This window comes from Brevibacillus choshinensis, from assembly GCF_016811915.1.
Classification (GTDB): Bacteria; Bacillota; Bacilli; order Brevibacillales; family Brevibacillaceae; genus Brevibacillus; species Brevibacillus choshinensis_A.
On the sequence record NZ_CP069127.1, the window covers coordinates 146,604 to 160,000 of the forward strand.

13 protein-coding genes are annotated in these 13,397 nt (G+C 50.2%); 10 read left to right on the plus strand and 3 right to left on the minus strand.

The window, feature by feature from the left end:
* The first annotated feature begins 44 nt into the window (after nucleotides 1–44).
* The 3 genes from ftsH to nadA all read left to right on the plus strand — a co-directional run bounded on the left by ftsH (nucleotide 45) and on the right by nadA (nucleotide 3,975).
* The gene (gene ftsH / locus JNE38_RS00840) at nucleotides 45–1,967 is read left to right on the plus strand and encodes an ATP-dependent zinc metalloprotease FtsH (protein WP_203354858.1); all 1,923 of its coding nucleotides are present in this window, start codon (nucleotides 45–47) and stop codon (nucleotides 1,965–1,967) included.
* A 100-nt stretch (nucleotides 1,968–2,067) separates the two neighbouring features.
* Nucleotides 2,068–2,931 carry an HAD family hydrolase gene (locus JNE38_RS00845; RefSeq protein ID WP_203354859.1) on the plus strand — a complete coding sequence of 288 codons (864 nt, stop codon included), beginning with the start codon at nucleotides 2,068–2,070 and terminating at the stop codon, nucleotides 2,929–2,931.
* Between the two features lie 99 nt (nucleotides 2,932–3,030).
* Complete coding sequence (gene nadA, locus JNE38_RS00850; RefSeq protein WP_203354860.1) at nucleotides 3,031–3,975, plus strand: quinolinate synthase NadA; 945 nt, start codon at nucleotides 3,031–3,033, stop codon at nucleotides 3,973–3,975.
* A 145-nt stretch (nucleotides 3,976–4,120) separates the two neighbouring features.
* Here nadA and JNE38_RS00855 read toward each other — a convergent pair.
* Nucleotides 4,121–5,265 (minus strand): IS3 family transposase gene (locus JNE38_RS00855; protein WP_203357375.1). Its coding sequence is split into 2 segments (ribosomal slippage): nucleotides 4,121–4,977 and nucleotides 4,977–5,265, totalling 1,146 coding nucleotides; the frame shifts between segments, so codons are not numbered across the junction.
* Between the two features lie 121 nt (nucleotides 5,266–5,386).
* A complete protein-coding gene (locus JNE38_RS00860; RefSeq protein WP_203354861.1) occupies nucleotides 5,387–5,878 on the minus strand; it encodes a PCYCGC motif-containing (lipo)protein in 492 nt (163 codons plus the stop codon).
* A gap of 238 nt (nucleotides 5,879–6,116) precedes the next feature.
* Here JNE38_RS00860 and JNE38_RS00865 point away from each other — a divergent pair, with 238 nt between their 5' ends.
* From JNE38_RS00865 to JNE38_RS00895, 7 genes are all read left to right on the plus strand, one after another.
* Entirely contained in the window at nucleotides 6,117–7,088 is a 972-nt protein-coding gene (locus JNE38_RS00865) for a metal ABC transporter substrate-binding protein (protein ID WP_203354862.1), read from the plus strand.
* Between the two features lie 151 nt (nucleotides 7,089–7,239).
* Complete coding sequence (locus JNE38_RS00870; protein ID WP_203354863.1) at nucleotides 7,240–8,010, plus strand: metal ABC transporter ATP-binding protein; 771 nt, start codon at nucleotides 7,240–7,242, stop codon at nucleotides 8,008–8,010.
* A gap of 34 nt (nucleotides 8,011–8,044) precedes the next feature.
* Nucleotides 8,045–8,884 (plus strand): metal ABC transporter permease, encoded by an 840-nt coding sequence (locus tag JNE38_RS00875; protein WP_203354864.1) that lies wholly within the window; start codon nucleotides 8,045–8,047, stop codon nucleotides 8,882–8,884.
* Between the two features lie 37 nt (nucleotides 8,885–8,921).
* Entirely contained in the window at nucleotides 8,922–9,347 is a 426-nt protein-coding gene (locus JNE38_RS00880; RefSeq protein WP_203354865.1) for a Fur family transcriptional regulator, read from the plus strand.
* A 201-nt stretch (nucleotides 9,348–9,548) separates the two neighbouring features.
* Entirely contained in the window at nucleotides 9,549–11,171 is a 1,623-nt protein-coding gene (locus JNE38_RS00885; protein WP_203354866.1) for an L-aspartate oxidase, read from the plus strand.
* Entirely contained in the window at nucleotides 11,161–12,006 is an 846-nt protein-coding gene (nadC, locus tag JNE38_RS00890) for a carboxylating nicotinate-nucleotide diphosphorylase (RefSeq protein ID WP_203354867.1), read from the plus strand. The genes JNE38_RS00885 and nadC overlap by 11 nt, the downstream gene beginning before the upstream one ends.
* A gap of 12 nt (nucleotides 12,007–12,018) precedes the next feature.
* Nucleotides 12,019–12,783, plus strand: coding sequence for a type III pantothenate kinase (locus JNE38_RS00895; protein WP_203354868.1), 765 nt, complete (start codon nucleotides 12,019–12,021; stop codon nucleotides 12,781–12,783).
* A 53-nt stretch (nucleotides 12,784–12,836) separates the two neighbouring features.
* On the opposite strand, the gene JNE38_RS00900 is transcribed toward JNE38_RS00895, so the two are convergent.
* Nucleotides 12,837–13,301: a GNAT family N-acetyltransferase gene (locus tag JNE38_RS00900; protein WP_203354869.1), complete on the minus strand. Its 465-nt coding sequence runs from the start codon at nucleotides 13,299–13,301 to the stop codon at nucleotides 12,837–12,839.
* Between the last annotated feature and the right edge of the window lie 96 nt (nucleotides 13,302–13,397).

The window sequence follows — 13,397 nt, forward strand, 5'->3', positions numbered from 1 at the left end:
ATGATAAAATGTGTAAAGTGTCTGTTCGTGAGAGGAGGTAAGGAATGAATCGCTTTTTTCGTAATACCGGGTTCTACCTACTGATTTTTCTTGTCACGGTCGGGATCGTGAATTTCATCCTCTCCGGTACTGATAAGGTTGGGAAACTTACATATCAGGATTTCCGGGTACAGTTGCAAGCCGATAACATCACGGAGATGGCTATTCGCCCTGAGAATGGTACATACCGAGTCGATGGTACATTGGCAAAAGCAATTCCGGGACAGGAAAGCAACAAATTCTTCACCAACGTTCCACTGTACGATTCCAACATTATCTCTTTGGTAGAGCAGAAGATTGATGAGCAAAAAGTGAAAAAGGTAGAGGTACATCCGGCGGAGGGCAACAGTATTTGGCTCACCTTCCTGACCTCGATCATTCCATTTGTGATCATCTTCATCTTGTTTTTCTTCCTTCTGAACAACGCGCAAGGTGGCGGCAGCCGAGTCATGAACTTCGGGAAAAGCCGTGCCAAGCTGTACAACGAAGAGAAGAAGCGCGTTACGTTTGACGACGTAGCAGGCGCAGACGAAGAGAAAGCGGAGCTGGAGGAAGTCGTAGAATTCCTGAAAGACCCGCGTAAGTTCAATGCTGTTGGTGCCCGCATTCCGAAAGGTGTTCTGCTCGTAGGTCCTCCGGGTACTGGTAAAACCTTGCTTGCTCGTGCTGTTGCAGGTGAGGCAGGCGTTCCTTTCTTCAGCATCTCTGGTTCTGACTTTGTAGAGATGTTCGTCGGGGTCGGTGCATCCCGCGTGCGTGACCTGTTTGAAAATGCTAAGAAAAATGCACCATGCATTATCTTTATCGATGAAATTGACGCAGTGGGTCGTCAGCGCGGAGCAGGTCTGGGCGGCGGCCACGATGAGCGCGAGCAGACCCTCAACCAGTTGCTCGTAGAAATGGACGGTTTCGGTGGAAACGAAGGCATCATCATGGTGGCTGCGACCAACCGCCCGGACATTCTCGACCCGGCACTCCTTCGTCCGGGACGCTTTGACCGTCAAATTACAGTAGATCGCCCTGACATCAAAGGCCGCGAAGCCGTACTCAAAGTACATGCCCGCAACAAGCCGTTGGGTGAGGACGTGAAGCTGGATGTGATCGCCCGCGGTACATCGGGCTTCACTGGTGCAGATCTGGAGAACCTGCTGAACGAAGCAGCCCTTCTCACTGCCCGCAAAAACAAAAAGCAAATCAACATGGTGGAAGTGGATGAAGCGATCGACCGCGTCATTGCCGGTCCGGCGAAAAAGTCCCGCGTAGTCAGCGAAGACGAAAGACGCCTTGTTGCTTTCCACGAAGCTGGTCATACGATCATCGGCTATCATTTGAGAAATGCAGAAATGGTACATAAGGTAACGATCATCCCACGCGGTCAAGCTGGCGGATATACGGTCATGTTGCCAAAAGAAGATCGTTTCTTTGCCACCAAGACAGATCTGCTCGACAAGATTGTTGGGTTGTTGGGTGGACGCGTCGCAGAAGAATTGGTGCTGGGAGATATCAGTACCGGTGCTCACAATGACTTCCAACGTGCGACAGCGATTGCTCGCAGCATGATTACCGAATACGGGATGAGCAAACTGGGTCCTATGCAGTTCGGTAAGAGCCAAGGCCAAGTATTCCTGGGTCGCGATTACGGCAACGAGCGCAACTACTCTGATCAGATTGCTTACGAGATCGATCAGGAGATGCAAAACATCATTAACGAATGCTACGCACGATGCACGGAGCTGTTGACCAAGCACCGTGACCAGCTCGATCTGATTGCAAACACCTTGCTTCGTGTCGAGACTCTCGATGCGGATCAAATCAAGCAATTGATCGAAACAGGCAAAATGGACAACGATCCGAGCGAAAGCAATGACGTGGTCGTGAACATTCAGCCGAAAAAAGAAGAAGAAGCAAACGATGAACCGACACAATAAGGAGCGCCTCAGGTGCTCCTTTTGTTCTACAATGAAAAAGTAGTCGTATTGCTTTTGTTGGAAAGCCGTTTTGTCTCATATCCGCTGAAGGAGGAATACGATGCTGCTCACACCGCGTTTGGCTGCTTTCGATATGGATGGGACCCTGTTAAACGAACAGTCGCAAATGACTGAAGCCACGAAGGAAGCTTGTCTATTGCTGAAGGAGCATGGCTGCAAGCTGGTTTTGTCTACAGGAAGAACGTACGGCTCCGCTCAGCTTCCCATTGATTCTTTTCCGTTTGACGGCTATGTCTGCAGTAACGGAGCTACCGTCTATGAAGCAGATGGCACGATGGTTCGCAGCACTTTTTTGCCCAAGGACATGGTGATCGATGCTGTTCATGCTTTGAGAAAAGAAGCGATTTACTATGAGCTGCATGATACGGCGAGCAGCCGGTTGATGGTAAAGGAGGATCGGGACCGTCTGGAGGCTCTGGTCGAGGAAGATGCGTCCGTCGAGGGGCTCTTGATGCGCCGTTTTGCCTTCTACAAGCTGGCACGCGTAGTACCGCTGGCAGAGCTGTTGGAGATGGTCGAGTCGGGTGAGAGTGAAATTGTGAAGTTCTTTATCTGGCACAAGAATCCGGAGCGTCTGGATTGGGTCAGGGAGCAGCTGGAGCCTTTCGCGGATCGATCCTCGATTACCACCTCCGGCAAGCATAATGTGGAAGTCATTCCTCATGGCATATCCAAGTGGGAAGGCTTGCGCTATTTCTGCGAAAAGTGGGAAGTGACGCCAGATCAGGTCATGGCCTTTGGCGATGCGGAGAACGACCGGGAAGCGCTGACCGAGGTCGGGTATTCAGTGGCAATGGATAACGCAACTTCAGCGATCAAGGAAATTGCTCGCTATGTAGCGCCCCATCACAATGAGGATGGCGTCGCTCGCTTTATACGGAACAACGTGCTTGGGATCAAGTGACGATTCAAATAGGTTTCCCAGCGGGCATGCATTGACAAGGCGGAGGGAACCGCTTACAATGACCGTAAATTATGACACCTACGTAGGGGGATTTTTTCCATGGACGCTTTAGCGTTAGAAAAAAAAGCCCAGCGCAACGCTGAGTTACGAGAACGACTGATGCAGTTGAAGAAAGAGCGCAATGCCATTATTTTGGCCCACTTTTACCAACGTCCAGAAATTCAGGAAGTGGCCGATTTCATTGGTGACTCTTTCGGGCTGGCTCAAAAAGCGAAGGAAACAGATGCGGATGTCATTTTGTTCTGCGGCGTTCACTTCATGGGAGAAAGTGCAAAAATTCTCAATCCCCAAAAGACGGTCATCATTCCTGACGAACGAGCAGGCTGTCCGATGGCGGATATGGTCAACGTGGACGGACTGCGCAAGCTCAAAGCTCAGCATCCAAACGCGAAGGTAGTTGCTTACATCAACACCTCTGCGGATGTAAAAGCGGAAACGCACATCTGCTGCACGTCGTCTAATGCCAAGCAAGTCATCGAATCTGTCGACAGCGATGAGATCATCTGGGTGCCGGATAAAAACCTCGGCCATTATGTATCCCAGTTTACCGACAAGAAAATGATCATCTGGGAAGGCTACTGCAATACGCATGACCAGCTGTCCGTCGAAGATATCATGACCTTGAAGCAGCAGCACCCGGAAGCAGTCGTTGTGGTCCACCCTGAGTGCCGTCCGGAAGTCGTATCGCTTGCTGACTACGTGGGTTCCACGACAGGAATTTTGAAGTACTGCCGCGAGTCTTCTCACAAGGAATTCATCATCGGGACAGAAGACGGCACGCGTTATATGCTGGAAAAAGACAGCCCTGATAAAACATTTATTTTCGCTTCTAAATATTTGGTCTGCCCGAACATGAAGGTAAACAACCTGAAAAAATGCGTTGAGGCGCTCGAAAACATGAAGCCGGAAATTTTCGTGCCAAAAGATGTAGCGGATGCCGCTCGCGCATCTCTCGAACGGATGCTGGAAGTAGCTCCTGGGTAAAAAACCAAGAAAAGCTGCGTATGCGCAAAGCGACGCAGCTTTTTTGTGATAGTTTTCACAAGCGAAGATTTTATCCATGAAATAAGCCCGGAACGCCTGGGACTGACCCCCGTCCGTAGGACAGGGATCAAAACACCTTAGCCATTTAAGCAGCCAGTTGCCGAAATTGAATCGGTGACTGGTTGTTTAGTTTCGTTTGAATGCGAATTGAGTTATAGTAATGAATGTAGTTTTGGACAATCTGTACAACGATGGCCGTCGTCGTACAGATAAAATTATCGAGATAGAACGTTTCAGACTTTAGTGTGGAATGAAACGACTCGATGGGGGCATTATCAGCGGGCGTACCCTTACGGGACATGCTCATGGTAATGCCTTTTCCCTTTACTGCTGCTTGATACGCCTGAGACGTATACACGCTGCCCTGATCGCTATGAAGCATCATTCCAGGTTGGTCTGGCAGTTGATATAGCGTATCGAGGACTAACGATGTGTCTTGCTTGTCAGAAATACTGTATGCCACAATCTCACCGTTGTACAAGTCCATGATGCTCGATAAATATAAAAGTTTACTTCCGTAAGGTAAATAAGTAATGTCGGTCACTAATTTCTGCATTGGGGCACTTGCTTGAAATTGTCGCAGCAGGAGATGATCTGCTACATAAGAAGGTTGACCTGTTGTCTTGCGTTTCTTCACCTTCACTCGGCATTGTAGTTGTTCACGCTGCATGATACGTTGTACTCGTTTATGATTAATAGACATCTCAGCTCGCATCAGAGCTGTAATCTTTCTATACCCATAACGGAACTTATGTTGAATACATAATTGCCGAATCTTTCCCACAACGAGATCCTCGTTTCTTTTCCCGTATGCAGCTTTCCAACGGTAGTAGGTAGAACGAGGGATACCAAGCCACGCGCAAGCTTGGCTCACACTTACTTGCCCACGAATGGACTCCATCCAAGGAACGATTACTTCTGGTGACACCTCCTTTCCCACTCTTCTAACTTTTTTAGAACGTCCAGTTGTTGTTTTAGAAAACGATTCTCTGCTTTGACCTGTTCCAGTTCAGAATCGTACATCGGCCCTCTTCCAAAACTGTATTGCTTTCCTACAGGTTGCTGAAGACGATGAACGTCTCCACTACGATACCAGCGCATCCACTGTTGAATTTGGGTCTTATTTTTTATATTTAGTTCTTGCATGATCTGCTTTTTGGTGACGCCTGCAAGACGCATTTCAATTGCTTTCATTTTAATTTCTACGGGATAACTAACTCTTGTTGCCAACGCAAAAACACCTCCAAGGTTGTCCCCATATCTTACGACATGGTTGTTTTCTCTTGAAGGTGTTTTGATTTGTCTCACATTACGGGGTCAGTCCCCCTGGTTCCGCGCTTTTTTCTTTTGATTAAGATGGCATAGGAGTTGGAGTGGGCTTTCCGTATCCTTCTTTGTAGGCATTATCGATATAATCGCGAATTTCCTTGGTTGTTTTGCCGGCTTCCTTTAGCTTGGAGGAGATAACGGCGATTTCCATGCATACACCGCAGCGAGTGCCATGGTCATCCCAGACGATGGACCCATCGGGAAGCTCTTCTTTAATAAAGCAGTTGCCGTTGTGCTGGTGTCCAGCGCTCTCGCCACAGCCGCAATAGCAAGGAATCGACTTCAGCAGTTCGCGGTTGGCAGCGGCAGCTTTATAGGACGCCACGATCACGGGGTCTTGATTGTCGAGAAATTTCGGCAATTGCTCTGCGGAAGCGGTCATTTCCTGCAGATCGCCATTTGGTGCGTGTTGTGAGTGATTGGCATGCTCCTGTCCGGCCTGGTCAGCATTACCGCAGCCGGTTAACAAGGCCGCCGTCATAAGGCTGATGGCTAACCATGATTTCCGTTTCATGTGGACAAACCTCCTCCCGTTTATTGTAACGTATCGGAAATTGCAAGCGCAAACGAATCGAGCACCATCGTATTACAAGAATCAGGAGAAATGATGAAGATATGAGGAAGGGTGCCTAAATATGCCGATTAAATCGGAATAAATCCTATTTACTTTCTGTTCGTCTGTCCGTATAATGAAAAACGGGAAGAAAGTAAATCGGAATCATTATGAATTGCAAGAGGAGATGACTCGGAGGATGAAAAAGAGCCTATTGGCAGTGATAAGTATAGTAACAGCACTTGGCTTAGCAGGATGCGGCGCAAAAGAGACGGCGAGCACCCCGGCTTCTGGTGATAATGCTACTGCCAAGCCGAAGGTATATACAACGATTTACCCGCTGGAATATGTCGCCAAGCGCATCGGTGGGGAGCACGTCGAAGTGACCAACCTGGTGCCGGCTGGTGTAGAACCGCATGACTTTGAGCCAACTGCAAAGGATATGGTGGCCCTGTCCGGAGCGGATGTCTTTGCCTACAATGGCAGTGGTTTGGAGCTCTGGATAGACAAGGCAGTAGAGGGCATCGACAAGAACAAGACCTCCGTTGTGAACGCCACGGAAGGTATGGATCTGCTCCATGCTGCTCCTGAGGAAGAGCATGCTCATGAGTCGGAAGCCGCGACCGAAGAGCATGATCATGACCACGGAGAGAACGATCCGCATGTTTGGTTAGATCCTGCCAAACTAAAGGAACAGGCTGCAAAGGTAAAAGATGCACTGGTGAAAAAAGATCAGGCGCATGCTGCTGATTACGAAAAGAACTTCCAACAGCTCTCGGGTGATTTGGATCAGCTGGACAAAGAGTTCAAAGAGATGGTAGCTGGGTCCTCCAAAAAGGAATTCATGGTAGCGCATAGTGCGTTCAGTTACTTGGCCCATCGCTATGGTCTGGAGCAGGTCGCCATTTCCGGGGTGAATCCGTCGGACGAACCATCGCCTTCCGAATTGAAGAAATTGGTTGAGCATGTGAAAGAACATCAGATTTCTTACGTTTTGTTTGAAACACTCGTGTCTCCGAAAGTAGCGGAGGTCATCGCGAAAGAGGCAGGCGTGCAGACTGCTACGCTCAATCCGCTGGAAGGGTTGACGGAGGACGATGTCAAAGCAGGGCGGGATTATCTGTCGATCATGCGCGATAACATCGCAACGCTGCGTGCGGCATTAAAATAAATGGGAATAATGAAGATGTCGCTCCTTTGGTGGGCGGCATCTTTACTTACGGTCAGCTGTTTTGACGCTTTGGCTCTTGTGGTGCTTATCAAATCGTAGTAGGATGGAATGGACAAATCAGAACAAATCCGATTTAAGGGATGATTGATTCATGGAACGGACAACACAAGGAGAACCTGTGGTAAAGCTCACGGAAGTATCCTTTCAATACGAAGAAAAAGTGGTTCTCGACCAGGTGGCCTTTACCCTCGAACGCGGTGATTTCGTCGGGATAGTCGGGCCAAATGGTTCGGGTAAATCAACGCTGATGAAGCTCATCCTCGGACTGCTTTCTCCGACGAAGGGGACAGTGGAGCTGTTCGGACAGCCGTTGGGCAAATTCCGCGATTGGAGCCGGATCGGTTATGTAGCGCAGCAGGTTGCTCATGGTGCGGGGGGCTTTCCGGCAACGGTGCGGGAAGTGGTCGCCTCCGGTTTAGTCGCAAAGGTTGGCCTTTTTCGCAGATTGACCCCACGCCACCATGAGAAGGTCCGTGATGCAGTCGAGCGCGTCGGTCTGACGGAAAAGCTGGACCAACGGATCGGCAGCTTGTCAGGCGGGCAATTGCAGCGAGTGTTCATCGCACGGGCACTGGTGGCAGATCCGGAGCTGTTGATTTTGGATGAGCCAACAGTCGGGGTAGACCAGGAATCGATTGAGCAATTTTACAGCCTGCTTCGTTCCTTGAAAGAGGAGAGCGGCTTGACGATGATGATCGTCAGTCATGATGTGGGTGTCATGACGCAGTGGGTAAATAAAGTAGCCTGTGTCCAAAAGAACATTCATTTCCATGGAACGGCTCACGAGTTTGCTCACAATCAAGAGTTAATCCTGCAGCAAATGTACGGTGATTCAGTAAAGCTGCTGTCTCACCACCATTAAATGTGAAAAACATGGATAAAGAAGGAGCATGACCATGCTGGCTGATTGGTGGCAGTATGATTTTTTGAGGTATACCCTCTTTTCAGGTATTTTAATTGGACTGATCTGTCCCTTATTGGGTACTTTTTTAATTGTTCGACGCTTGTCGATGATGGCGGACGGTTTGTCTCACGTGACGCTCTCCGGTGTCGCCGCGGGGATGCTGGTATCCAAAAAAGTAGCGTTTCTGTCGGCAGTCAATCCATTATTTTTCGGGATGCTGTTTGCGGTTATCGGATCGCTGTTTATCGAACGCCTGCGCAAGGTGTATAAAGCGTACCAGGATCTGGCCATTCCGATCATTTTGTCCAGCGGCTTGGGCTTGTTCACCGTATTGGTCAGCGTAGCGGATGGCTTCAATGCGGACTTGTACTCTTACTTGTTCGGGAAAATCGTGACGGTGTCGATTGAGGATCTGTATGCGCTCGTCGGAGTTGCCGTCGTCGTGCTGGGAACGGTTATTTTGATTTACAAAGAGCTGTTTGCCGTATCTTTTGATGAAGAATTTGCCCGTGTTTCCGGTGTGGCGCGCCGCTCGATCAATTTGTGGTTTATGGTGCTGGTTGCCTTGACGATCGCAGCTTCCATGCGGATTGTTGGAGTTCTGTTGATTTCCGCACTGATTACGCTTCCCGTGGCGGCCAGTCTGCAGATTGCCGGCAGCTTTCGCCAGACGATTTTCTTTTCCATCGTGTTTGCGGAAATATCTGTGCTGAGCGGATTGTATTTTGCCTATCTGCTAGATTGGGCATCTGGTGGTACAATTGTGTTGATGGCTGTATTGATTCTGCTCGTGGTACTGGGTGTAAAAAAGCTGCGGGTTCTCATGCGATAGTCACCGGCGTGAAAACAAAAGGAAGGAGTGTTTGTCGATGAAAGTAGAAGAAGCGCTGCAGATATTAAAGGATCATGGATTCAAATATACAGGCAAGCGGGAGGAGATGATTCGCATCTGCGCGGCAGAAAAGCGGTACCTGTCTGCTAAAGATATTATGGAGCGAATCAAGGAACTGTATCCTACCCTCAGCTTTGATACGGTTTATCGCAATATCTCCACTTTTGTGGAGCTGGGGATTTTGGAAGAGACGGAACTGGACGGCGAAGGGAAATTCCGCTTGGCGTGCTCGGCAGACGGTCATCATCATCACCATGTCATCTGTACGGAATGTGGGAAGACTTCTTCTTTGCCAGGCTGTCCCATGAATATCATGTCGGCGGTTCCTGACGATTTTCAGGTAACGGGACACAAATTCGAGGTGTACGGGACTTGCAAGGACTGTGTGCAGCATGCGAACTAACTGAAAAAGAAAATAAAAGAGTATCTGCCGAAAGGGTGGATGCTCTTTTTTTATGCCAGTCACCCACGCCTGTTTTGAATGATCGAAAAACCCGTAGGATTTGCTATAATGGGTGGGAAATCATCGGTTTTTTCATCAGCATCGGAAAACAGAGAGCTTTTACAGGAAGCTTTGACTACTGAGGAGAGAAGGGACACGAGGATGATTCCCCGCTATATCGTCGACATTGATATGCACGCTTTGCCTCGCAAGAAAACGAAGGTTGCCATCATCGGAGCTGGGATTGCCGGTTTGTATACAGCGCTGCAAACGAGTGAGTATGCTGATGTGGTGCTGATCAGCAAGAAGGGACTGGACGACAGCAACACGAGGTGGGCTCAGGGAGGGATAGCGGCGGTAACTGCCAAATCCGACTCGCCTGCCTTGCATCGCCAGGATACATTGATAGCAGGGGCTGGACTTTGTTCGTACGATGCGGTGGAAGTCCTGGTGCATGAAGGCCCGGATCGACTGAAAGAATTGATTGCATACGGTACGGAGTTTGACAGGGATGATCAGGGGCAGTACGAGCTCACCCAGGAGGGCGCGCATAGCAAACGGCGTATCTTGCACGCGAATGGGGATGCGACAGGAGCGGAAATCGTTCGGGCCCTCTCTGCGCGGGTGATGGAGCAGCCGAACATCACTGTGCTAGAACACCATTTTGCGATCGACGTGATCACGCAAGAGGATGAGTGCGTAGGAGTGATCGTGAGACAGCCGGATGGGGAGATCTTTTTCCTCGAGGCGGAGGCAACCGTGCTGGCTACGGGGGGAGCGGGCCAGCTGTACCGCTATACGACCAACCCGGAGATTGCCACAGCCGATGGAATTGGGATCGCTTACAGAGCGGGGGCTGTCATCAGGGACGTGGAGTTCATACAGTTTCATCCGACCGCTTTATACTACCCAGGTGCCCCTCGCTTCTTGATATCGGAAGCAGTCCGTGGGGAAGGAGCGATCTTGCGCAACAGCAATGGCGAGCGTTTCATGGACAAGTACCATCCGCAAAAAGAGCTCGCTCCCCGTGATGTAGTGGCGCGAGCGATCGTCTCTGAGATGGAAAAGGCGAAAACCACGAACGTTTTCCTGGATATCACACATGAACCGGCGGATTTGATCAAACGCCGTTTTCCGACGATCTATCAATTTTGCTTGCAGTACGGCCTGGATATGGTGACCGATTGGATCCCGGTAGCTCCTGCTTGCCATTATATGATGGGTGGCGTGCAGACGGATTTGCATGGGGAGACTTCGATCAAGAGACTGTTTGCCTGTGGAGAAGCGTCCAGCACCGGAGTGCACGGAGCGAATCGACTGGCCAGCAATTCCTTGTCTGAAGCGGTCGTATTCGGTCACCGCATTTCCGAACGGATCAAACATTATGCGGAGCTGCCAGACATTCAGCCACTGACCGTGGTATCGGAGTATCGTGGACAACGTACAGAAAGCTCACGTGAGCAAAGAGTGAAGCTGCAAAAGCTCATGCTCCGCTACGTGAGTGTGAAGCGTGATGAAAAAGGGCTGCGAAAAGCGCTGGAAGAGCTGGAGCGCATGGAGCAAGACTATCAGTATATCCCGGTGGAGCAGGAAGACTTTGAATACCTGAACCTGCTGAATGCCGCTGTGTTGACGACCAGAGCTGCCCTTATGCGGGAGGAGAGCAGAGGCGGTCATTATCGCAATGATTTCCCTGACAAGGATGACCTAATTTGGCGCAAGCACTTGGTGCAATCCATCCGTGCTGGCGTTCTTGAGGAGAGTGGCAAGAACGATGTGGAATAAACGAGAGCTGCAGCGAAAAATAGAAGAGTGGCTGCACGAGGATTTGGGCTTTGGTGACATTACGACCATGAGCACGATTCCGGAAAACGAGCAAGGAGTGGGAATTCTCTATGCCAAGGAAGCGGGGATTGTGGCTGGATTGCAAATCGCCGAGCAGGTATTTGCGACGGTAGATCCTGAGCTGGTCTTCACAGCCAAAGTGGAGGAGGGCGCACGGGTAGAATACGGACAACAAATCGCAGAGGTCAGCGGTTCTGTACGCTCCATATTGAGCGGAGAGCGTTTGGCTTTGAACCTGATGCAGCGCCTTTCTGCGATCGCGACCAAAACGAATGAATACGTGCAGGCGGTCGCTGGAACAAAGGCTCGGGTCGTCGATACCCGCAAGACGACGCCGGGTATGCGCTTTTTGGAAAAGTACGCGGTGCGCGTGGGTGGCGGGCATAACCACCGTTTTGCCCTGTACGATGCAGTGATGATCAAGGACAACCACATCAAGGGAGCAGGCGGGATCGCCCAGGCAGTCGCAGCGGCACGTGCAGCGATTCCCCATACGATGACTGTAGAGGTAGAGGCGGAGACTTTGGCCCAGGTGCAGGAAGCGCTGGAGGCAAAAGCTGATATCATCATGCTGGACAACATGTCGAATGAACAGATGGTGGAAGCTGTTCGGCTGATTGATGGACGTGCTGTAGTCGAAGCATCCGGCGGGGTCAACCTGGAGACGATCGGATCGATTGCGAAGACCGGAGTGGACATCATTTCTGTAGGGGCATTGACGCATTCGGTGAAAGCCTTTGACATCAGCCTCGATTTGAATACACGGAAGCGCTAAGGAGCAACCACAATGCTATTGGTGATAGACATCGGCAATTCCAATATCGTCATGGGTCTGTACGAAGGGGACGATCTGCGACATCATTGGCGAGTGGCTACGGACCGCAACAAGACAGAAGATGAATACGGCATGCTGGTAACCAGTCTGTTCCAGCACGGGGGACTTGTGCTTTCACAGGTGAGCGGGGTCATTATTTCTTCGGTCGTGCCGCCTTTGAATTTTACCATTGAGCGGATGTGTGAGAAGTATTTGCTGCAAAAACCATTGATTGTCGGTCCCGGGATCAAGACTGGGCTGAACATTAAGTACGAGTATCCGCGTGAAGTGGGATCGGATAGGATTGTGAATGCGGTAGCGGCCATACATCATTACGGCACACCTTTGATTGTGGTGGATTTCGGGACGGCAACGACGTTTTGCTATGTGGACGAGCGGGGGCAATATTGGGGCGGTGCCATTGCACCGGGAATCGGCATATCTACCGAAGCCTTGGTCAGCCGTGCCGCCAAGCTGCCGCGCATCGAAATTGCCAAGCCGGCAAACGTCGTCGGCCGAAATACAATCGCAGCGATGCAGTCGGGGATCTACTACGGCTTCGTCGGCCAGGTAGAGGGTATCGTGCGGCGCATTGTTGCGGAATATGGGACCGAGCCGCGAGTGGTGGCGACAGGTGGGCTTGCATCGTTGGTCGCAAACGAAACGGAGTGCATTCACGTAGTCGATCCATATTTGACCATGAAAGGGCTCCGCTTGATCTATGAGCGGAATCAATAGCAACGAGGGATCAGCAAAAGCCGCAGCTCGACTGAGCATGCGGCTTTTCTGCATTATATCGTCTGTACCTTGCTTGGGTACGTTTTTGGTGCGTACTTTCGAATTTGCTTGCAAAAAATAACTTCGGGATCTCCTGGATCGAGGTTATCGATGATACCACTCTGGATGTAGTGCAGCTTGTGACAGAGACGCTGCATCTTTTTGTTGGAAAGGTTAGTGGAAGTGAACAATCTGTCTTTTGGGCAGACCGCTTCCATATGGAGCATGAGGTCTTCTCCTATCCCTTGATTCTGGTATTGCGGGTGTACGATAAGATGCTGGATGAAGCTCTGTTTAAAAAAGCTCTGATTCATGATGACAAAACCAATAATGTCTGTGTCCAAATAGGCGACATAGCAATCGCCAGCGGCTACTGACTCGCAAAGCTCCTGCGCTCGGCTGGTATTTCCCAGTACCATTGCGTCCATTCGGCAGATAGCGGTTGTGTCTTGCATGGTGGCTTGACGGATCATGGTCATGATTGGCAGCTCCTTCCTTGAGTGGGGTTGGCGTAGAAGAGTTTTCTAGTCTGGGGAAGCGGGAGACTGATAAAATAAAGGTATACGAAGATGAAA

Bases quoted from the DNA above. Each gene is read 5' to 3' on its own strand.
- ftsH (WP_203354858.1), top strand. From the start codon at position 45: ATGAATCGCTTTTTTCGTAATACCGGGTTCTACCTACTGATTTTTCTT.
- JNE38_RS00845 (WP_203354859.1), top strand. From the start codon at position 2,068: ATGCTGCTCACACCGCGTTTGGCTGCTTTCGATATGGATGGGACCCTG.
- nadA (WP_203354860.1), top strand. From the start codon at position 3,031: ATGGACGCTTTAGCGTTAGAAAAAAAAGCCCAGCGCAACGCTGAGTTA.
- JNE38_RS00860 (WP_203354861.1), bottom strand. From the start codon at position 5,878: ATGAAACGGAAATCATGGTTAGCCATCAGCCTTATGACGGCGGCCTTG.
- JNE38_RS00865 (WP_203354862.1), top strand. From the start codon at position 6,117: ATGAAAAAGAGCCTATTGGCAGTGATAAGTATAGTAACAGCACTTGGC.
- JNE38_RS00870 (WP_203354863.1), top strand. From the start codon at position 7,240: ATGGAACGGACAACACAAGGAGAACCTGTGGTAAAGCTCACGGAAGTA.
- JNE38_RS00875 (WP_203354864.1), top strand. From the start codon at position 8,045: ATGCTGGCTGATTGGTGGCAGTATGATTTTTTGAGGTATACCCTCTTT.
- JNE38_RS00880 (WP_203354865.1), top strand. From the start codon at position 8,922: ATGAAAGTAGAAGAAGCGCTGCAGATATTAAAGGATCATGGATTCAAA.
- JNE38_RS00885 (WP_203354866.1), top strand. From the start codon at position 9,549: ATGATTCCCCGCTATATCGTCGACATTGATATGCACGCTTTGCCTCGC.
- nadC (WP_203354867.1), top strand. From the start codon at position 11,161: ATGTGGAATAAACGAGAGCTGCAGCGAAAAATAGAAGAGTGGCTGCAC.
- JNE38_RS00895 (WP_203354868.1), top strand. From the start codon at position 12,019: ATGCTATTGGTGATAGACATCGGCAATTCCAATATCGTCATGGGTCTG.
- JNE38_RS00900 (WP_203354869.1), bottom strand. From the start codon at position 13,301: ATGACCATGATCCGTCAAGCCACCATGCAAGACACAACCGCTATCTGC.